General features: G+C 46.1%; 18 protein-coding genes. 11 read left to right on the top strand and 7 right to left on the bottom strand.

Annotation, left to right across the window (positions count from 1 at the left end):
* Nucleotides 1–29 precede the first annotated feature (29 nt).
* From cobO to Q4Q46_RS02625, 3 genes are all read left to right on the top strand, one after another.
* The gene (cobO, locus tag Q4Q46_RS02635; RefSeq protein ID WP_006082831.1) at nucleotides 30–653 is read left to right on the top strand and encodes a cob(I)yrinic acid a,c-diamide adenosyltransferase; all 624 of its coding nucleotides are present in this window, start codon (nucleotides 30–32) and stop codon (nucleotides 651–653) included.
* Nucleotides 654–777: 124 nt separating this feature from the next.
* The gene (locus Q4Q46_RS02630; RefSeq protein WP_311905145.1) at nucleotides 778–1,812 is read left to right on the top strand and encodes a T6SS phospholipase effector Tle1-like catalytic domain-containing protein; all 1,035 of its coding nucleotides are present in this window, start codon (nucleotides 778–780) and stop codon (nucleotides 1,810–1,812) included.
* A 23-nt stretch (nucleotides 1,813–1,835) separates the two neighbouring features.
* Nucleotides 1,836–2,663: a cobalamin-binding protein gene (locus Q4Q46_RS02625; RefSeq protein ID WP_311905144.1), complete on the top strand. Its 828-nt coding sequence runs from the start codon at nucleotides 1,836–1,838 to the stop codon at nucleotides 2,661–2,663.
* Between the two features lie 63 nt (nucleotides 2,664–2,726).
* On the opposite strand, the gene Q4Q46_RS02620 is transcribed toward Q4Q46_RS02625, so the two are convergent.
* Both Q4Q46_RS02620 and Q4Q46_RS02615 read right to left on the bottom strand, forming a co-directional pair.
* Nucleotides 2,727–4,118, bottom strand: a complete 1,392-nt coding sequence (locus Q4Q46_RS02620; protein ID WP_311905143.1) for an NAD-dependent succinate-semialdehyde dehydrogenase — start codon at nucleotides 4,116–4,118, stop codon at nucleotides 2,727–2,729.
* Between the two features lie 238 nt (nucleotides 4,119–4,356).
* Nucleotides 4,357–5,472, bottom strand: a complete 1,116-nt coding sequence (locus Q4Q46_RS02615; RefSeq protein WP_311905142.1) for a glycerol dehydrogenase — start codon at nucleotides 5,470–5,472, stop codon at nucleotides 4,357–4,359.
* Between the two features lie 540 nt (nucleotides 5,473–6,012).
* Here Q4Q46_RS02615 and Q4Q46_RS02610 point away from each other — a divergent pair.
* The 3 genes from Q4Q46_RS02610 (at nucleotide 6,013) to Q4Q46_RS02600 (ending at nucleotide 7,567) form a co-directional block, all read left to right on the top strand.
* Nucleotides 6,013–6,546, top strand: coding sequence for a P-loop nucleotide/nucleoside kinase family protein (locus tag Q4Q46_RS02610; RefSeq protein WP_311905141.1), 534 nt, complete (start codon nucleotides 6,013–6,015; stop codon nucleotides 6,544–6,546).
* A gap of 41 nt (nucleotides 6,547–6,587) precedes the next feature.
* Entirely contained in the window at nucleotides 6,588–6,983 is a 396-nt protein-coding gene (locus Q4Q46_RS02605; protein ID WP_311905140.1) for a GNAT family N-acetyltransferase, read from the top strand.
* Between the two features lie 200 nt (nucleotides 6,984–7,183).
* Entirely contained in the window at nucleotides 7,184–7,567 is a 384-nt protein-coding gene (locus Q4Q46_RS02600) for an MAPEG family protein (protein ID WP_311905139.1), read from the top strand.
* Nucleotides 7,568–7,576: 9 nt separating this feature from the next.
* Here Q4Q46_RS02600 and pdxR read toward each other — a convergent pair whose 3' ends face one another.
* Nucleotides 7,577–9,034, bottom strand: a complete 1,458-nt coding sequence (gene pdxR / locus Q4Q46_RS02595; RefSeq protein ID WP_311905138.1) for a MocR-like pyridoxine biosynthesis transcription factor PdxR — start codon at nucleotides 9,032–9,034, stop codon at nucleotides 7,577–7,579.
* 117 nt (nucleotides 9,035–9,151) lie between these two features.
* On the opposite strand from pdxR, the gene Q4Q46_RS02590 reads away from it, so the two are divergent.
* Entirely contained in the window at nucleotides 9,152–9,394 is a 243-nt protein-coding gene (locus tag Q4Q46_RS02590) for a hypothetical protein (protein ID WP_311905137.1), read from the top strand.
* Nucleotides 9,351–9,605: a GNAT family N-acetyltransferase gene (locus tag Q4Q46_RS02585; RefSeq protein ID WP_311905136.1), complete on the top strand. Its 255-nt coding sequence runs from the start codon at nucleotides 9,351–9,353 to the stop codon at nucleotides 9,603–9,605. The genes Q4Q46_RS02590 and Q4Q46_RS02585 overlap by 44 nt, the downstream gene beginning before the upstream one ends.
* A gap of 271 nt (nucleotides 9,606–9,876) precedes the next feature.
* On the opposite strand, the gene Q4Q46_RS02580 is transcribed toward Q4Q46_RS02585, so the two are convergent.
* Nucleotides 9,877–10,014 carry a hypothetical protein gene (locus tag Q4Q46_RS02580; protein WP_259503611.1) on the bottom strand — a complete coding sequence of 46 codons (138 nt, stop codon included), beginning with the start codon at nucleotides 10,012–10,014 and terminating at the stop codon, nucleotides 9,877–9,879.
* Nucleotides 10,015–10,200: 186 nt separating this feature from the next.
* On the opposite strand from Q4Q46_RS02580, the gene eruA reads away from it, so the two are divergent.
* Complete coding sequence (eruA, locus tag Q4Q46_RS02575) at nucleotides 10,201–14,145, top strand: NACHT domain-containing antiphage protein EruA (protein ID WP_311905135.1); 3,945 nt, start codon at nucleotides 10,201–10,203, stop codon at nucleotides 14,143–14,145.
* A gap of 531 nt (nucleotides 14,146–14,676) precedes the next feature.
* On the opposite strand, the gene Q4Q46_RS02570 is transcribed toward eruA, so the two are convergent.
* From Q4Q46_RS02570 to pyrC, 3 genes are all read right to left on the bottom strand, one after another.
* Nucleotides 14,677–15,039, bottom strand: coding sequence for a nuclear transport factor 2 family protein (locus tag Q4Q46_RS02570; protein ID WP_311905134.1), 363 nt, complete (start codon nucleotides 15,037–15,039; stop codon nucleotides 14,677–14,679).
* Between the two features lie 146 nt (nucleotides 15,040–15,185).
* On the bottom strand, nucleotides 15,186–16,232 hold the full coding sequence (locus Q4Q46_RS02565; RefSeq protein WP_311905133.1) for a hypothetical protein: 1,047 nt from the start codon (nucleotides 16,230–16,232) through the stop codon (nucleotides 15,186–15,188).
* 140 nt (nucleotides 16,233–16,372) lie between these two features.
* Nucleotides 16,373–17,404 (bottom strand): dihydroorotase, encoded by a 1,032-nt coding sequence (pyrC, locus tag Q4Q46_RS02560; RefSeq protein WP_311905132.1) that lies wholly within the window; start codon nucleotides 17,402–17,404, stop codon nucleotides 16,373–16,375.
* A gap of 376 nt (nucleotides 17,405–17,780) precedes the next feature.
* On the opposite strand from pyrC, the gene Q4Q46_RS02555 reads away from it, so the two are divergent.
* Together Q4Q46_RS02555 and Q4Q46_RS02550 are read left to right on the top strand one after the other, a co-directional pair.
* Entirely contained in the window at nucleotides 17,781–19,043 is a 1,263-nt protein-coding gene (locus Q4Q46_RS02555; RefSeq protein WP_311905131.1) for an efflux RND transporter periplasmic adaptor subunit, read from the top strand.
* A 109-nt stretch (nucleotides 19,044–19,152) separates the two neighbouring features.
* Nucleotides 19,153–19,416, top strand: a complete 264-nt coding sequence (locus Q4Q46_RS02550) for a hypothetical protein (RefSeq protein ID WP_311905130.1) — start codon at nucleotides 19,153–19,155, stop codon at nucleotides 19,414–19,416.
* The last annotated feature ends 14 nt before the right edge of the window (nucleotides 19,417–19,430 follow it).

Raw genomic sequence — 19,430 nt, 5'->3', positions numbered from 1 at the left:
ATTTTTAGCAGCAGAGTGAAGAGAAGACCATGACAGCACAAAACGACAATGAACAAGCGCAAATCAAGGCCGAACGCCACAAGGCTCGCCAACAAAAAGTGAAAGCGGGTGTAGATGCTAAAATTGCCGCCGCCCAAGAAGAAAAGGGCATTTTGCTGGTATTAACCGGTAACGGCAAAGGCAAGTCGACCTCAGGTTTTGGCACGGTCGCCCGCGCCGTCGGTCACGGTAAAAAAGCCGCGGTCGTGCAATTTATCAAAGGCACTTGGGAGTGCGGTGAGCGCAATTTACTCGAAGGTGCAGGGGTTGAGTTTCATGTGATGGGCACAGGTTTTACCTGGGAAACCCAAGATAAAGAAAAGGATACCGCCGCCGCTGTACTTGCTTGGGAAGCCGCTGAAAAGCTGCTGCAAGATGAGTCGATTGACTGCTTGATGCTGGATGAGCTGACCTACATGGTGAGCTATCACTATCTGGATGTGGAACGCGTGCTCAATGCACTCAAAAATCGTCCACCCATGCAGCATGTGATTATCACAGGCCGTGCTTGTCATCGGGCGATTATCGAATTAGCTGATACGGTCAGCGAAGTGCAACCGTTGAAACACGCATTCGAAGCGGGTATCAAGGCACAGCAAGGTTTTGATTACTAATCGAACTTGGTAAAAGTCGGCGCATAAGCGACTATCTGTTATTGGCTGGCAGCTAGGCCTTTAGCCACTACTAGCCGTTAGTCACTAACCGTTCAACGTTCAAAGTGTTCTCAAGGATGATCCTATGAATAAGCGTATTGTGATTTGTGCCGATGGGACTTGGAATCGGCCCGAAAAAGATCTTAAGGTCGATTTTCCAACCAATGTGCTGCGCCTCGCGCGGGCGATTAGCCCCTTGGCCAGTGACGGCAAACCCCAGCAAGTGTTTTACGATTGGGGTGTCGGTTCCTATTACGATGAAGCCATGGGCGGCGCAACAGGGCGCGGTTTGCATAAAAACATCATGGATGGGTATCGCTACATAGTGCAAAACTATTCCCCCGGCGATGAGATTTACCTCTTTGGCTTTAGCCGTGGTGCTTACACTGTGCGTTGCCTGTGTGGCTTGATTAATAACTGCGGCATACTCAAACGCCCCGATGCGGCATTGATTCAGCAAGCCTTCGACCATTATAAAAAAAGCAGTGCGCCCTTTGCACCTGACGGCGAAAAATCCCTCGAATTTAGAGCTAGATACAGCCATGAATCGCGGGATATCAAGTTTGTTGGCGTGTGGGATACCGTTGGCGCCATGGGGATCCCTATCTCGTTTTTAGGTTTGTTCGAAGATAAAGATGAGTTTTACGACACTAAAATTGGCCGCAACGTGCGCGTTGCCCGCCATGCCTTAGCCATAGACGAACACCGCAGCGATTTTGAGCCGACCATCTGGCAACTGCGCGACAATATGGACATGCAACAGGTGTGGTTTGCCGGTGCCCATAGCAATATTGGCGGCAGTTATAAACCCGATAAAGACGGCGCATTGCTGTCGGACAATGCGCTGCAGTGGATGATATCCGAGGCGCAGAAATTTGATTTAAGCTTAGAGCCACACTTAGCCGCGAGTGTGCACCCGAGTCCGTTAGCCACTTTGCATGATTCGAGGCGCAGCTTTTATCGGATAAAACAGGAATATTTACGGCCACTCGATCCTGCATTAGTCCCAGTGCTTTTGCATCATTCGGTGAAGGCCCGCTGGGATCAAGATCCTAAGTATCGCCCCAAGAATCTACAAACCTATATCGAACACTATGGCTGGCCAGAGCAGCTAGTTTAACTCTTTAAAAATTAAGGCATATCATGATTAAGCGCCACTTCGCTGGACTCGTTTTTGGGCTCAGCTTGTTTCTTCCCCACGGCGTGTTGGCCGATCCCGCTAAACGCATCATTGCGCTCTCGCCCCACGCGGTAGAAATGCTCTACGCCATAGGCGCGGGCGATGCCATAGTGGCCGCAACCGATTATGCGGATTATCCCGAGGCGGCCAAAAAAATCCCGCGTATTGGCGGTTACTATGGCATTCAAATGGAGCGGGTGATGGAGCTTAATCCCGATCTGATTGTGGTGTGGGATACGGGCAATAAAGCTGAAGATATCAATCAACTTCGAACGCTGGGGTTTAACCTTTATGGGAGCGATCCAAAAACCTTAGAAGGGGTTGCCAAGGAACTGGAAGAGCTAGGTAAATTAACTGGCCACGTTGAAGAGGCGAGTAAGGCCGCTGCTGCGTATCGCGCCGAACTTATCCGTTTACGGACTGATAATGCCAGTAAATCAGAGCCTAAAGTGTTTTATCAACTCTGGTCTACGCCCTTGATGACGGTTTCTAAAAACAGTTGGATCCAACAAATCATCAGTGTCTGTCATGGCCAAAATGTGTTTTACGATGCCGCCAGTGATTACCCGCAGGTGAGTTTAGAAAATGTGTTGCTGACCTTGCCCGAGGTGATTTTGCAAAGCCAAGAGGAAGGCAATGTTAAAGGTGTCGATTGGAGCCAATGGCCCGAAATTCCCGCCGTTAAAAATCAGCATATTTATCAGCTTAATGCCGATTTATTACACCGTGCGACGCCCAGAGCCTTACTCGGAGTTCAAGCCTTATGTGATGCCTTGGATAAAGCGCGTTAAATAAAAACGCCTGACAGATTATTCCGTCAGGCGTTTAGTCCGATGTCGCTATTGTTTAAGGAGTTAGAAAGGTGCGTTTATATCGACCACATCAATCAGCTTGTGGTTTACAAACTCTTTCAATCCTAAATCAATCAACTCGCGGCCATAACCTGAGCGGCGCACGCCACCAAAGGGTAAATCGGCCTTGACCATAGTCGGATGATTAACAAACATCATGCCAGTGGAAACCTGTTTCGCGACTGCAAGTCCGCGTTTAGTATCGGCGGTAAACACTGAGCCACCCAGTCCAAAGGGTGAGTCATTGGCAACGGCAATCGCTGCTTGCTCATCCTTCACTTTGTGGATACTGGACACAGGACCGAAGAATTCCCAATAGTAGGCGGGGTTATCTGGCGTCAGGTTTGTCAGTATTGTTGGCTGCACAAAGGCGCCTTGCTGCGGCACTTTTGGCCCCACTTCGGTCGCTGTTGCGCCGTGTTTTACGGCATCACGGATTTTCTGCTTCAACTCATCGGCGGCACCTTGGGAAGACAGCGGTGCCAATGTGGTGGTGGGATCCATAGGATCGCCCGCTTTTAAGGCTTCGATCCCCTTGATATAGCCCTGCATAAATTCATCGTAAATGGCTTCAACTAAGATCATCCGCTTAGAGGAGGTGCAGACCTGACCCGCATTCCAATGACGGCCAAATACAGCCCAGTCGATGGTTTTGGGGAGCTCGGCATCTTCCAGCACGATAAAGGCATCTGCGCCACCCAGTTCGAGGGTGGACTTTTTCAGCGCCTTACCCGCAAGAGCCGCAATGTGCGATCCTGCATCTTCTGAGCCTGTGAGAGCGACCCCATGCACTTTGGGCGAATTGATGATCTGTTCTATCTGCTCTCGGGTGGCATACAGATTTTGGAATGCACCTGAGGGCAGTCCGGCATCGCGCATTAAGCCTTCAAAGGCCGCAGCGCACTGGGGCACGTTGGATGCATGTTTGAGTAGTAAGGTATTTCCGGCGGCAAGCTGCGGCGCTAAGATGCGCGCAATTTGGTAGTAGGGAAAGTTCCAAGGTTCGATGGCCAATAATACGCCCAGCGGTTCGTTAACCAGTATCGCTTCACCTTCGGCGGGATCGGCAACCGGCAGTTTTTGCGGTGCCAGCAGTCGCTCGGCATGTTCGGCGTAGTATTCGAAAATTTGCGCCGACAGTTCGACTTCTGCCTCAGCTTCTGCGGTAACTTTGCCCATCTCTAAGGTCAGCAATTTAGCGTAAGCGGGCTTGCTGTCTCTGAGGATGTGAGCGGCTTTAGTGAGTACGGCGGCCTTGTCGGCAAAAGGCGTGGTTCGCCAGCTTAAAAATGCCTGATGGGCGGATTCTATCGCCTGCGTGACTTCGGTATCTGTTGCATTTGGAAATTCTTTAACTAGCTCTCCCGTAAAGGGATTGATCGTTGCATAAGCCATATGTTCCTCCAAGCGTTCAACGAATAGAGAGTAAATGCCAACTCTTGGCATCGAGGGTGGAAATATCGTGTCTGTTGTCATCTCCCTTGCCATCTTGCTTAGCATAGAGGTGAGGCAAGGGAGTTATTGATGATCTTTAAACTCGCGCAGTGGCAGGCTGTGTTTTAGCCGCGTCCGTTAACTTTGATAAAAATATCAAAGGTATGATGGGCGCCTGCCAGAGGCGTGTTTAATTGTTCTAAATCGCAAGCTTTTTATAGCGTTCAGCCATGGCATTGGCGGCGATCATGGCTTGGTAGACATCGTCGGCAGTTAACTGCATCGGCATATTGCCCATAGTGTCGCCTTCAGCGCAGGCAATATCAGCCACTTTGCGCCACTCGGCCTCGATAAAGGTTTTCAGCCCTAAATCTGCGAGAGTGAGCGGCAGTCCCGCTGTTTGGATAATGCGGATAACGTTATCGATTTCGGCTTTGGGGGCATTTTCGAGCACGAGCTGAGTTAGCAGCCCAAAGACGACTTTCTCGCCGTGCTGGGCTTTATGTAGGTCAGCTACCGCTGACATACCATTGTTTACGGCATGGGCGGCGGCTAACCCACCCGCTTCTGCACCAACACCACTGAGATAGATAGTGGCTTCAATGGTTTGCTCTAGCGCAGGTGTGACTATTTTGTTTTTAACGGCGTCCATAGCAGCTTCAACATTTTCAGTCAGTAACTGATAGCAAAGTTGGGCCAATCCTAGCCCTGTGCGGGAAGGCTTTTTCAGGACTAGGTTGACGCCATCCGATTGATAGCAGGCACGAGCTTCAAAATAGGTTGCCAGTGCATCGCCTATGCCTGCCGCAAAAAATCGGGCCGGAGCCGCGGCGATAATGGCAGTGTCGGCAACGACAGCATCTGGGTTCTGTGGCAGAAACAGATAGCGTTCAAACTCACCTGTTTCGGAGTAGATCACGGCAAGTGCCGTACATGGTGCATCGGTTGAAGCAATGGTTGGGTAGAGCAACACTGGCCGTTTTTGATAGAAGGCGACGGCTTTGGCGGCATCTAAGGTTTTTCCCCCGCCAACTCCAACAATTACATTGGTATGATGTTGCTCTGCCAGCGCACCTAAGCGCTTTATCTCGGCTTCGCTGCACTCATAGTTGAATTTTTCGAGATGGTTGCTGATCCCATTTTGATCCAGCCCTGCGACCGCTTCATTCTCAACTCGGCTGAGGATAAATTCATCGCAGATGATAAAAGCATTGTCACCAAAGTCCTTAACATAATCATGCATTTGAGCTAATAAGCCCTTGCCGATAATGAATTTTTTAGGGGAAGTGACGGTACGCGGAACGACAGTGCTCATAGAGCCTCCTTTGCACTTATGAAGGTTATCCTTTCATGCTTACCCTAGCATACGCTTAATTTATCGTCACAGCATGAGTGGTGGTAATATTTTTATTATGCAGCGTAAATTACTACTTTAGTGCTTAATTATTAGATTAAAAATGTGGTTTATTATTTTATAGGTCGAGTTAAATGCTTTGGTGTTTCTTTCTGGTTTTTTCTGGTTTAAGGCAGGGGTGAGGGCTCCGAGAGCGAGGTGAACTCAGTTGGTGAAGAGATGTAAGACGGAGCGGGCGAGCTGATTTAAGACTGAGTGGGCGAAGCGATGTAAGGCATCTAAGAAAGTGATGAAAGCTAAAACTGGATTGTGTGAATATCGGAAACGCATGCTGTGGAAAACAGCATAGTCATTAATTTAATGGGAATTTATTACCTCAAACCCGCCCTAAGCCTTGCTCGCTGTTCATGCTTTATGTGATGCTCTGTACTGTCGTTAGTTTGTGTCCTCGCTAGATGCAATCGTTAGCTGAGATAAAAGATAAGTAATCAAGGAGTGAAGATGGCAGAGCAGAATGCGTTAGGGCAAGAGGTCAGTAAAGGCACATTAATATTCCTCTGTGGCAAAATGGGCGCAGGTAAATCCACCTTATCGCGACAACTCGCCGAGGCCGAAAACCGCGTTTTAATCTCGGAAGATGAATGGCTGGTGGCGCTGTATGCCGATGAAATTAAAGATTTTAATACTTACCTGAAGTATTCCGCTCGTCTTAAGCCCTTGCTTAAAAAGCATGTGCAGGAACTGCTCTGTTCGGGTGTATCTGTGGTGATGGACTTTCCCGCGAATACGGTGAATCAACGCCTGTGGTTTCGTAGCATTTTTACCGATTGCGGCGCCCCCCATAAGTTGATGCATCTGAATCACAGCGATGCGCTTTGTTTGAGCCAACTCGATAAACGCAGACAAAGTCACCCTGAGCGCGCTATGTTCGATACCGAGGCGATGTTCTGGCATGTGAGCGGTTATTTTCAGCCGCCGACTCTGGATGAAGGCTTTGATCTTGAGGTGATTGAAAGCTTAGTGACTGAAGCTTAGTTACAGAAGCAAGTGACAGAATAAAAACAATAGGGAATATCATGTATCAAGTGCTTGAAGACGTTGCCTCAGCCAATGATTTTATCCGTTTACGGCAGATTTCGGGGTTAAGTCCTCGGCCAATGGCGGGCGCTATTAAGGCCTTACCTAGGAGTTTATATGGCGTGCAGATAAAGCTTGCCGATCAAACTGTGGGTATGGGGCGTGTGGTTGGCGACGGCGCGCTGAACTTTGAAATTGTCGATATTGCGGTCGATCCCGAGCACCAAGGCAAAGGCTTAGGACGGCTGATTATGCAGCACATTATGGCCTATCTAGATCGTGAGGCTTTTGAAGGCGCCTATATTACCCTGATGGCCGATGTGCCTGAACTCTATGAAAAGTTTGGCTTTAAATTCAGTCGTCCCGCAAGTGAAGGCATGTATATAGTGAAATAACGCTGTTAACCCATACACTTTTAACTAAAATTCTCGTAGCGGCACTCGTAACAGGACTCGTCGCTGTAGAGCTTAAACAGCAGTACTCGCAGTAGCAGAGCTAAAACAGCAGAACTCAAACAGTAGAGCTTGAATAACAGAACTCGAACAGCAGAGCTTGAATAATAGAACTCGAACAACAATCAAAGGAAGCTTAACCTATGAATACTTTACTTATTTGCCTATTTGTCGCCATGTTATTGCCGTATCTGGCGAAAGGCCCCGTCGCTTGGGCGATGGCCAAGGTGGGCGGTTATGACAATAATCATCCCCGCGCCCAGCAAGCACAGCTAACCGGTTTTGGTGCTCGCGCCTTGGCGGGGCATCAAAATGCCTTCGAGTCCCTGTTAGTGTTTGGTCTGGCCGTATTAGTCGTTATCGCCACGGGCAAAGTGAATCCCACCACTGAGTGGCTGGCAATTACCCATGTCGCCGCCCGCTTTGTGTATCACATCTTATACCTTGCCAATAAAGGCACCCTTCGATCCCTCTCATGGTTTGTCGCCATCTTCAGCGCCTTCGGGATTTTCTTTCAGGCTTTTTAATGCTTGATATTAAAGGCTCTGGGCGAGTTTTTTAATATTTTCCCGCAGCTCATCGGGCGTATGAGCTGCATAACCCAGTAAGATCGCTTGCCTTGGATAGGGCGCTTGGCAATACCGAGACAAAGGCTGCGCCCCTAAACTGAGTTGGCGGCATTTATTGATCACTTCGTCTTCGGTCAAGTCGCCTTTTAGCCAACACACGAGGTGAATCCCTGAATCTGAGGTCTGAACTGACAATTTGTTTGGCAGATACTGCTCAATTGCAGTGATTAACGCCGTTTGGCGCGCTAAACAAGCTTTTCGAACTCGCCGTACATGCCGGGCGTAATGTCCCTCTGCGATAAACAGCGCCAATGTGGCTTGTTCTAGGTAAGCCGTATGCGAGTCGGCGTAATGTTTGGCAAGGTTAAAGGCGTCCACCAGTTTAGGCGGAACGACGAGAAAGCCGAGTCGTAGCTCTGGTAATAACATCTTGGAAAAGGTGCCAGCGTAGATTACCCGCTGTTGTTTATCGAGTCCCTGCAATGCCTGTATCGGGCGGGCGCTATAACGAAACTCGCTATTATAGTCATCTTCTAAAATCCACTTATTCTGCTCAGCGGCCCAATCGAGTAAGGCTAATCGCCGTGGCAGACTAAGCGTTCCGCCGAGGGGGAACTGATGCGAAGGTGCGGTAAAAGCCAGTTTCACCGAGGGCCATTGCTGTATCGCCTCGGCTATCTTTGTGCCTTCATCATCAAGGCTTACGGGGCGGACTTGCAGATTTTGCGAGAGAAAAGCGCCTAAGGCGCCGTCGTATCCGGGTTCATCGAGCCAGACTTCATCTCCCTGTTGTAGCAGTACCTGTGCCGTGAGATTAATGGCTTGCTGAGTGCCATTGACTATGATGATTTGCTCGGGCGTGCAATTTAGCCCTCGGGTTGAACGGGCATAGTCACTGATCGCTTCGCGTAATGGTAAATGCCCAGCACTATGGCTATGTTTCCCCTGCGTTTTGCGCGATTGTCGCCATACCCTACCTAACAGGCGGCCCCAAAGTTGGTGCGGGAAAAGATCAACACATCCCACACCTATGTTGAACATGCTGTGGCGGGTATTTCCCTTGCCCCTCAGTCGCGCCATCTCCAGCAACTGTGGATTGAGTTCCAATGCAGAATCAAAGGCTTGAATGCTGACATCACTATGGTTTGGGATATCGATCAGTTCGTCGGGAATCGTATCAGACACATAGGTGCCCGAACCTGGCTTAGTCAGCAGGTAGCCTTCATCAATTAGGCGATCAAACCCTTGCAGTACTGAGTTCCGCGAAATCTGCATGGTTTCCGATAAGGCTCTGCTGGAGGGCAGCTTCATTCTAGGATGCAAGCGTCCATCGAGAATCGCCTCTCTAAAGGCATGGTAAAGCTGGTCTTTGAGGATGCCATCTTTGAGTTGCAAGTGAGGGAAGTTGGATTGTGATTTTTTCATAAGCCAAACTGGTACTGTAAAAAATACAAAAAGTGTACCTTATGTGGTACCGCAATTGAATCTAGAATCCGGTTTCAGCAAATCTGATGACTATATTCATTCCCAAGGAGCGAGCCTATGTCCAACCCACCACTCACTGTAACCATTGAACAGGTTAAAGAAACAGACTTTTCACTCTGGTTACCACACTGGCGTGATTACCAGACCTTTTACAAAGTGGCACTTTCGGAAGCGATCACTCAAACCACTTGGCATCGGTTTTTTGATCGTCAAGAACCGCTTTATTGCGCCGTTGCGAGGGAGGGCGAAAACCTGCTTGGCTTTGTGCACTTTTCATCGTTCCACTTGGGCGGAAACTGAGTATTGCTACCTTGAAGATCTGTTTGTCGCACCAGCGGCAAGGGGCAAGCTTGTTGGTAAGCAACTGATTGAGTTTGTTCAGCAAGCGGCAAATGAGCGAGACTGTGCACGCTTGTATTGGCATACACATGAGACGAACCACACAGCGCAAAAACTCTATGATTGGATTGGCCAAAAGTCCGGCATGATTGAGTATCAAATGCCACTCTAGCTGCCGCGGCATCTATTATCTGCCGCTTGATGTGCTAACAATTGAATCCGAATCCTAATGCTAAAGGCTTTCAGCATTAGGATTAGATATCTATGACTTTGGGTTGTCTTTCAATACCTTTTCTATCGCCTTAAATTCCATGTTGTGGAGGGCGTTATCATCCGCTGAAATCTATGTGATTTATGTATTTCGTTTCGAAACCTCAGCCAAACTCCGTATCTGCGTTGCCTATCTTGAACAGGTTTTCCCACAGTTTTGTTGGGATGCCAACTTAATCCTTCGTGCTTTTGTAAATATTGGGGAACTTTAATTCCGCATATCCATTAAGCACTATCATTCCAGTGACTCGCAGCAAGTCCGTCCCTGGATGCTCGAACGTGGCATCCATGCCACGGACGGTCACTTCCATGATAGTGCTTAATTTGGTTAACTCCTGTGTATGTCTGATAGCTGATTTTATAGAGGATTTATGACTATCTTTGGCTTTCATATTAACAGTTCAATGTTTGTATTTCGTACTGTCATCTCCAAATTAGTTTTGTTAGGCTGTTCAAATAGTTGGTAAAGATTAGTATTGAATAAGGTTTTTCCAAACATGGATAAAGGCATTGTTGAGCGGACTCTTTGGTATGAGCACAAAGATGGCCGTAAAGAACTTAAGGAAACTGAGCTAAGCAGTTTTATCGAGCCTTTAATTATATTGGGCGAAGCTGGAATGGGTAAGTCAGTTTTACTGGCTCGATTGGGCGAATTGTCAGGCTTTAAATATTGCACAGCAGGGCAGCTTATTCGTAGCCAAGATCCAGTAAAGCTTTTTGATGGTAATCAAGTTCTTGTTATAGATGCTTTGGATGAAGTTAGCTCTCAAAAAGAAGGGACTGCGGTTGATGCTGTTTTAAAAAAGCTTCAACAACTCAATTGTCCAGCTTTTATTTTGTCCTGCCGAGTTGCTGATTGGCAAGGTGCTACAGCAGTGGTATCGATTTTGGAGGATTATTCAAAGAAGCCAATAGAACTGCACTTAATGTCTTTCAGCGATAATGATATTCAGAGGTACTTATCTCTATCCTTTGGAGTTGAGAGAGCGGAAGTCGTTATTCAACATTTTAATTCTCGTGGTTTGAATCAGTTACTTGGCAATCCGCAAACACTTGAACTCATTGGTAAAGTAGCTCAAGAACGTGAGTTGCCAAATAGCCGTAGTGAACTATTTGAGCGTGCGATTGATGTTTTGTGGTGTGAGCATAAAGACAGTAAAGCCCAATATCAGCTTGATAAAGAAGCCATAATCCAAGCCGCAGGTGCCGCTTTTGCGGCTTTAATACTCACCGGAAATGAGGCTTTAACTCGTAAAGCTGCAGCTAATATTGGAGATGGCGAGATATCATTTACTGAAATTGCCACATTACCTAATGCGAAAAATATTAAAGATGTCATTACCACAAGGTTATTTAATAGTATTGGAGTAGATCGCTTTAGTTATCTACATCGTAGTATTGGTGAATACCTTGGCGCTAAATGGTTGGCTCAAAACTCAAATTCTGGAACGAACAAGAGACGGTTTTTTTCACTGTTTTATTCTGATGGATTAGTACCCGCGAGTTTGAGGGGGATTCATGCTTGGCTGGCGCAAGATCCTACGTTTAAGTCTATTGTCATCAAAAATGATCCTATGGGGTTTATTGAATATGGCGATGCAGATGTACTGACAGTAAATGAGGCGAGTATCTTGCTTACGGCTTTGCAAGGATTAGCGATTGAGAATCCCCGATTTAGAGATTGGAAAAAATATTCGATAAGAGGATTAATTCAAGAACCACTCATCGAAGATTTAAGACAATTAATTATTTCAAAAAATACGATATATGGGTTACGTTTGATATTGCTTGAAGCATTTAATGGTAGTGACATTAACAGTAGATTAGTCGATGATTTAAAAAGTATTATTTTAGACAAGACAGATACGTTTGCGATTAGAAGTGCTGCTATAGAAGTACTTGTTAATAGTAAAGCCAAAGATGATGTTTTTATGTTGCTGAATTATCTTTTTATCTATAATGATGTAGATTCATTGCGTTTAGTCGCTGAGACATTAGAATACATTAATTATGAAAATGTAGAGGACAAGTTTATTGTCGATGTAGTTGTTGCTTATGCAGCAAAAGACCAAGTAACAAAAAATTTGTTATATACCATAGAAAGAAGTCTACCTGAGAGTAGAATCGGGAATTTTTTAGACCTACTTTCTAAATCACTTACAGAAATGGGAGAGTGGTATGAACGAGCTGGTAATAACGATATTACTGATTTAACCTATTTTATTATTGTTAGAGAAATTAAATCATCAAATAAAAATCCAAATGTTGAGAGGTTTTTTTCTTGGTTAAGTCCACATCATGGCTCACAAGGGTATAATCAAAATAATGGAAATGAGCTAAGTAAACTTATCAATGAAAATAGTGATTTTAAACTAGCCATACAAAAGTGGGTATTGCTTGAGGCTCCTATTAATAAAAGTATTATAGGCAGAGGTTATAATCTAGCTAGTGCTTTATCTGCACTAACTGTTTCCGAAAAAGATCTAATTATTATTTTAAATACATTAGATGAACATGATCAACGCTGGAAAGAGTTGGTTCAGCTTATTCAACATGACGGGGAAGTTGGAAGTCAGTTAAGACAAGCAGCACAACGTTTTGCACGACATAAGCAAGTAGATATCGAATGGCTATCTAATCTAGCAGTAGCACTCGTGCCTGAGTGGAAAATTAAGGAAGAAGAAATACTGCGCCAAAATAGGAAAGAAACAACAGCAAGGTATGAAGCCCATAGGCATGAATATTCACTTCACATCAATAAAATGCGAACAGGAAATTATCAAGATATTATTAACCCTGCAAAGGCATATTTGAAATTATTCAACGATATTGGTCATGATACTCCAGCATACCAACGCATTGCTGAATGGCTGGGTGATGAATTAAGTCAAGCAGCCTTTGAGGGAGTTGAAGCATACTTAACTAAAAAACCTTTATTCCCATCAATTGATCAAATGCAACAAATTAGAAATGATGGGCAGTTCTATGAGGCAGAGTACATTATTATTGTAGCTACTGCCGAACGTATCAGAAATGGTATAGGGATAGCAGCCCTTTCAGATGAAGTCATATTCTCGGTATTTTCATCGTTACGTCATCATTCTAATCTCGAGCAGCATGCAGGCATAAGTGATCTTCAACTTACTCAGTCAGTAGAACAAGAGATTGAACTGCGAGGATTGTGGGAAACTGCCATAAGACGTTTTTATGAACCACAACTAGCTATTGGTAAAAATACTATTTTGGGTTTTTATGAGCTAATGCATGATGATTCAAAAAAAGAGGTTTGTAGCCAATTAGCATTTGAATGGTTACAACGATATAAATCACTTCCTGAAAATATTGAAAGTGAGTGCATTAAACGTCTGATTTACTCATATAAATTCGAAGCGTTACAAACTTTACTTATTGAATACTTTAATGTTATTGAGAAAAGTCATCGTTTAATTTGGGATGCGATTTGTTTTATTGTGGATTTTGAAAGTATTACTGAAAAAGTCGGTAAAAAAATTTCCACTGATTTTATTTGGCAGATTCGTGACTTAGTACAAGGTCACTACAGGCACAACGCATATTTAGAACTTAGTGTTGCTCAATGTGAATGGATAGTACAGACATTTAGATTGTTATGGCCAATGGCAACAGATCTTTATGAAGAAACTCGTGGTTCTAATAATGCTTGGGATGCTAGTCAATTTATTAATTCATTTATAGCGCGATTAGGGAAATCCTCCGATGAAGATGCTGTCTTGGCATTAAGGCGTTTGCGGCAAGCTCCAGAGGATAGTTATACCTCGTGGATAAAAGTGGTTGCAGCTGAGCAACAACGGCTTGTGGTTGAATCAAATTATGCGCCACCGACATTAGCATCAATTAAGGCTATTACTTGTAATATATCTCCACAATCAATGGCTGATCTTCAAGCTTTAATAATTGAAGAGTTAGAAATTGTTCAGGCAAAGATAAAAAGCGATGACATAGATAGTGGTCGCGTTTTTTATAACGATGACAATATTCCACACAATGAAGAACGCTGTAGCAGTTTGTTAATTGGGTTACTTCGTCAAGGCGCAGCAGGCGTTTATTATACGCCAGAGCAGCATGTATCGAATGATAAAGAAGTTGATATCTGTTGTTCTGTTGGCGGGCTTAGGCTTCCAATTGAAGTAAAAGGGCAATGGCATAGAGATTTATGGCATGCCGCAGATACTCAATTAGATAGGCTATATACGCAAGACTGGCGCGCAGAGCATCGCGGGATCTATTTAGTACTTTGGTTTGGTAAGGGTCAGCTTGGCACTAAGAGGTTAAAGCCGCAAGGAAGGGGAAAAGCTATACCTAAAACAGCGGAAGAATTGCAAGAAATGCTCATGGCTAATTGTCTTGCTGCACAACAAGGGAGAGTGAAAATTGTTGTTTTAGATCTAGAAATCAATGGGTAAAGACATTTTCTATTTAGCTAGTAAAGAATAAGTTGGTCAGGCGTAACTCTTTTCAGATTAACAGCCAACACCAAAGCTAAGGTGATACACCTACACCCTGGGAAGTTATCGAAATACGGAGATAAAAATGCCGTGGCGACATCATGGATGATGGCGCAGGCTCGGGGGCACATGGATGTGCCATATGAGCCGTTAGGTGACTTTTAGTGGGCGTATAATACTGGTTACTAAGGTGTTTACGGAGATATGAGTCATTTAGCTACAGACATACTTAAGTGTTGGCGAAATTAATCACTTGCATGTAAGTGACCGTTGGCGGCATGGATGCCGTCGTCGAGCCCTCAGGGACGAGTTTATGGCGTGTCACTGGAATGAAAATGATTAATTCTATGCATAAAAGATAAAGCACTAATCACTCATAAAGAGGGGATTGCTGTTAATTCTCTCTTGGTCGACTCTTGATTAACAAATTAGGGGGGAAGCCCCGCGACGTTGGTCAGGCGGAGCTTGATTATCAACCAACCCAACCAATCAATTGGTTGCAAAACTCCACATGGCTTGAATCAATCCATCAGAGACTTCAAATACCACCATTACCTCAAAGGGTTCATCCCTAATCCCGCTGATGCGTTCGTGATCGACGACTTTATTGCCTACCACCATACGGCTGACGATTTCGGCATGTAGATTGGGTAGGTTAAAGCGTTCATTCTGATAGAAGTCACTAAAAGCGGCTTTACCTTGGATGACGGGCGCTGTTGCGGGTGGACGATAGATGCACACATCGTCACTGAACTGGGCGACAAAAGTAGCGAGATCGCGCTGGTTATAGGCTTCAAGCTGGGCTTGCACTAAGGCTTCGTGTGTCGCTATTTTTGCGGTTAAATTGCTCAAGGATGATTCCTTACTGAAATAAATTAGCTCGAAATGGATTGCTGTGTCGGGAGGGAAAGAACGCTTGTCGTCGCGCTACTATCATCGCACTACTATCATCGCCATGACTGCTTTCTTTCCCACTAGTATTTTCTCAGTTAAGTACACTATTCCAATATCTTAAGCTGTGTTTGTCCCCATTGGGTGGCGAAAGGCATCGCCTCCTGCGGACTCAGGACAAACTCCTGTTCGCATCCATCGCCGCGGGGTGTTTCCCAGAATTTGATGGTCTTTGCCTCAAGGGTGAGCTGATAATATCCCGAGCCGTCTGATGAGGGACATTCTGGATCTAACTCTTTACCTGCAAACAATTTTTCCCTTAATGCTTGAGGTAAAGGATGGCTCATACTATCTAGCATGCTTTGCGGTTTGGTATCGGCGAGAAACCACTGCCACGGATGGAAAGGTTTGCCGTCGGTAAGGGAGAAGCTGAAAAACTCTTGATTGATGCCATTAGCGCCATAGCCTACGGCCCAGCGATATAGGCGCACACTGAGCCAATGCTGATTAATAAAAATCGGCTCAGCAAAGGTTTCGTCAGTCACAAAACTGCCCATTTGTGCCAGCATTCTACGGCGAGTGTCAAAGGTTTGTGCTAGTTGGGCTTCATCGGTGAGCTTATGTTCAAGCCATTGATTAATTGCCAAGATCCCCGTTTGTGGGCCTTTAAATTCGATCCCTACTTCTGTACCGAACGTCAGCGGGCGATACTCAATATTTTCATAGGGTTGCCATTTCCCTCGGCTGAGTTTTGGCCTTGTTTCTAGTGGCAGGTTATACGCATCGGCGCCGCAACCTTCTAGATCATCTGGGCTGATTGCTCGCTCAAGTTGTACGGGGAACGATTTACTCGCGCTATCTTTAAACCAATGGCCGCTCAGTTTTTGTGGCGTGACAGTATCAAACTGCCAGTTTCCCGTGTTGCCTTCTTCTTTCCACAGTTCATCTTGCTGCTCGAGCCTTATCGGCGTTAAGTAGCGTTGATAGTAATAACTGCCTGTTCCATATTGATTAAAGCAGACTCTGACTTTGCTTTTGCCTAATTGTCCCTGCCAGATCCCCGTCAGTTCATTGGCCGCAAAGGAATGTAATGGGAGCGTAGAAGCAAGCAATAGGCTTGAAGATAAAACCGAGAATAACATCCTTGTGGGCATACTGATTTTCTCTTAAAAGGTCATAGGTTAGGGCTGTATTTTAAGCGAGAGACACTAGCCGATTGTGGTCTAAAAATCAAAATGAATCTGGGGCATAAAAAAGGTCGCCCGTAGGCGACCTGATGTTAAAGACTTAAGGCTTATTTAACCTGCCAATCAATGGCTTCGCCTGCACGAATCGGCACTACGTTAGTGTCGCCTAGCGAGTAAGTCGCAGGGACATCCCATGGTTTTTTCACTAGCGTGATCGTGTCGGCGTTACGTGGCAGATTGTAAAAGTCTGGGCCATTGAAGCTCGCGAACGCTTCGAGTTTATCCAGTGCATTCACCGATTCGAAGGCTTCGGCATACAGCTCAATCGCGGCGTGGGCCGTGTACGAACCCGCGCAGCCACAGGCGGCTTCTTTCTTATCTTTAGCGTGGGGCGCCGAATCTGTGCCTAAGAAGAACTTCTTGCTACCGCTTGCTGCAGCGGCCAATAACGCCTGCTGGTGGGTATTGCGTTTTAAAATCGGTAGGCAGTAAAAATGTGGGCGAATACCGCCCGCCAGCATATGGTTGCGGTTATACAGCAAATGGTGGGCTGTAATAGTCGCAGCCACATTATCAGAGGCTTGGGTGACAAAATCGACCGCATCTTTAGTGGTGATATGTTCAAGCACGATTTTAAGTTCTGGGAAATCGGCAACGATTTTGCTGAGGATATTTTCGATAAAGACGCGCTCGCGGTCGAAAATATCAATCGATGAATCCGTGACTTCACCGTGCACTAAAAACAACATACCGACTTCTTGCATAGCTTCGAGGGCAGGGTAGATGTTCTTCAAATCGGTTACGCCTGAATCCGAGTTGGTCGTCGCGCCCGCAGGGTAGAGTTTCGCGGCGACAATTTTACCCGAAGCTTTGGCTTTGCGGATTTCATCTGGGCTGGTTTTGTCGGTTAAATACAAGACCATCAAAGGTTCGAACTGTGAGCCCGCTGGCACCTGCGCTTTAATGCGGTCGTAATAAGTCAGTGCGGTTTCGGTATCGATAGCGGGGGGCACTAAGTTTGGCATCACGATGGCGCGGCCCATATAGCGGCTGATGTCGCGCACGGTATCTTTAAGCTGGGCGCCGTCTCTTAAATGAATATGCCAGTCGTCTGGGCGAGTGATTGTTATTGTGGTCATAGGGTTTGGTCTTTTGATCGTTTTTGCTGCGAGGGTGGCAGGATCTTATGTGGCAAGGATTTTACTGTAAAGGGAAACTCGGTAGTTTCGGCCAATAAATCTGTTAAGACATGTAATTGAAGCGCTTAGCCACATGGCCCGCGCTATGTCACTGTTTTTAGCATCGGACACTTTTGATTAATTTACAGCGGACACTTTTCGATTTAAACCCCAGTGTCCGCGGACACTTTTATCAATTAAATCAAGTTAACGTTATGAATAATAGTATGTTTACTGATTTGGCATAGGCTTTGCTATCTCTGTGGTATAGATTTCGAATAGTGTCCGTTGATTGCGCTCCGGCACTGATAATTCCGACAGGGAAGCGAGTAAAGCCATGATTAAAGATACTAGCGGCCAAGATACCGTACTTGTGCCATCGACCACTAAACGTCTTAAGTTACCTCTGTTGATCGGCGGTTGCGCCTTATTAGTCAGCGCCTTAGTGTGGGCGAGCTTGGGCACAGATAGCGTGAGTAAATCCTTAAGCCGCAGCGACATCACTACCGCAACACTCTTTGTTGGAACGTTAACCCGCGATGTGGCGACCACAGGTAAAATTGTGGCGGCGAATGCGCCTATTTTGTATAGCACAGAGGAAGGCACAGTCACTCTGCTGAGTAACCCTGGCGATAGCGTCAATAAAGGCGATGTTGTTGCCAAACTCGATAGCCCAAGATTATCCAATCAGTTAGAGCAGGCTAAGTCGATTTTGGCGGGAATGCAGAGTGCGTTAGAGCGCGCCAAGTTGGACGCCAGACGCGGTCAACTGCAAGTGAATCAAACCTTAGACATGGCCGCGGTTGACCTAGAAGCCGCCAACAGAGAACGTCGCCGTGGTGAGTTGTTAATTAAAAATAAGCTGATCAGCGAAATCGATTACGAAAAAGGCAAAGACGAATTGCACAAGGCTAAACTCAAGTTTACCCATGCCGAGCAGGAAGTGGCGTTAACAAAAGACACCCTGACCTTTGAAGTTAAAAACAAAGCCTTAGAAGTCGAGCGCCAAACCCTAGCCGTGCACGAACTCGAACGCCAAGTTGAGGCCTTGAATATCAAAGCCCCCGTAGGCGGCATTATCGGCAACTGGATCACAGAGCAGAAAACCCGTCTTAGCGCTAACCAACCGATTCTAACCGTTGTGGATTTAAGCGCCTATGAGGCCGAACTTGCTGTGCCAGAGTCCTACGCCGACGATTTGGGTTTAGGGATGGAAGTTGAGCTCAGTTTCGGCAGCGTGAAGTTAATGGGCAAGTTATCGTCCATCTCCCCCGAAGTGCGTAACCGTGAAGTGACCGCAAGGGTGCAGTTCGTTCAAGATAACAGCTTGAAACTGCGTCAGAACCAACGTATCTCTGCCCGAGTTTTACTGGAGCACAGACCCGATGTACTAATGGTGAAACGCGGCGCCTTTATGACTAGCGGTGGTGGCAATGAGGCTTACCAAATTGAAGGCGATTTAGCCAGCCGCCGCGAGATAAAACTCGGCAGTACCAGCATGAGCCAAGTCGAAGTGCTCGAAGGCGGTAAAGCCGGAGATGAGTGGGTGATATCCAGCGTCGAACCTTTTAATCAAGCAGAACAGGTCAGGATTCATTGATGACCGATATTCGTAAATTACTAAATAACCAATCTGATGAATATAACGGCGCAGCGATCAAGGTGAATGACGAAACCTGCTGCGACATGGACAAGAATAGGAGCCGAATATGCGTGATGAACAATTTGATTTCAGTGTGTTGATGTCATCAAAAATGTTTGGCGTGTTGGCCTTACTGCTACTGGTGGTCGCGGTGGAGTTGAGTATCGGTGAAGCCAATAGCTGGTTTTTCCTTGGACTGAATATCTTGGAATGGACCAATCCATTGGAGGAGGTTCGCCAAGTGGGTGAGGTTTCACTCGAAAGTGCCGACCTTATATTGGGCGTTTTTGTGTGGCTTGTAGAATCTGTCGTTAAGCCATTTTTCGGCTGATGACGCTGCCATGC

Origin of the sequence: Shewanella vaxholmensis (assembly GCF_031932135.1) — a bacterium.
Classification (GTDB): Bacteria; Pseudomonadota; Gammaproteobacteria; order Enterobacterales; family Shewanellaceae; genus Shewanella; species Shewanella hafniensis.
The sequence above is the reverse complement of the archived record's forward strand: the minus strand, read 5'-3'. Positions and strand labels throughout refer to the sequence as shown.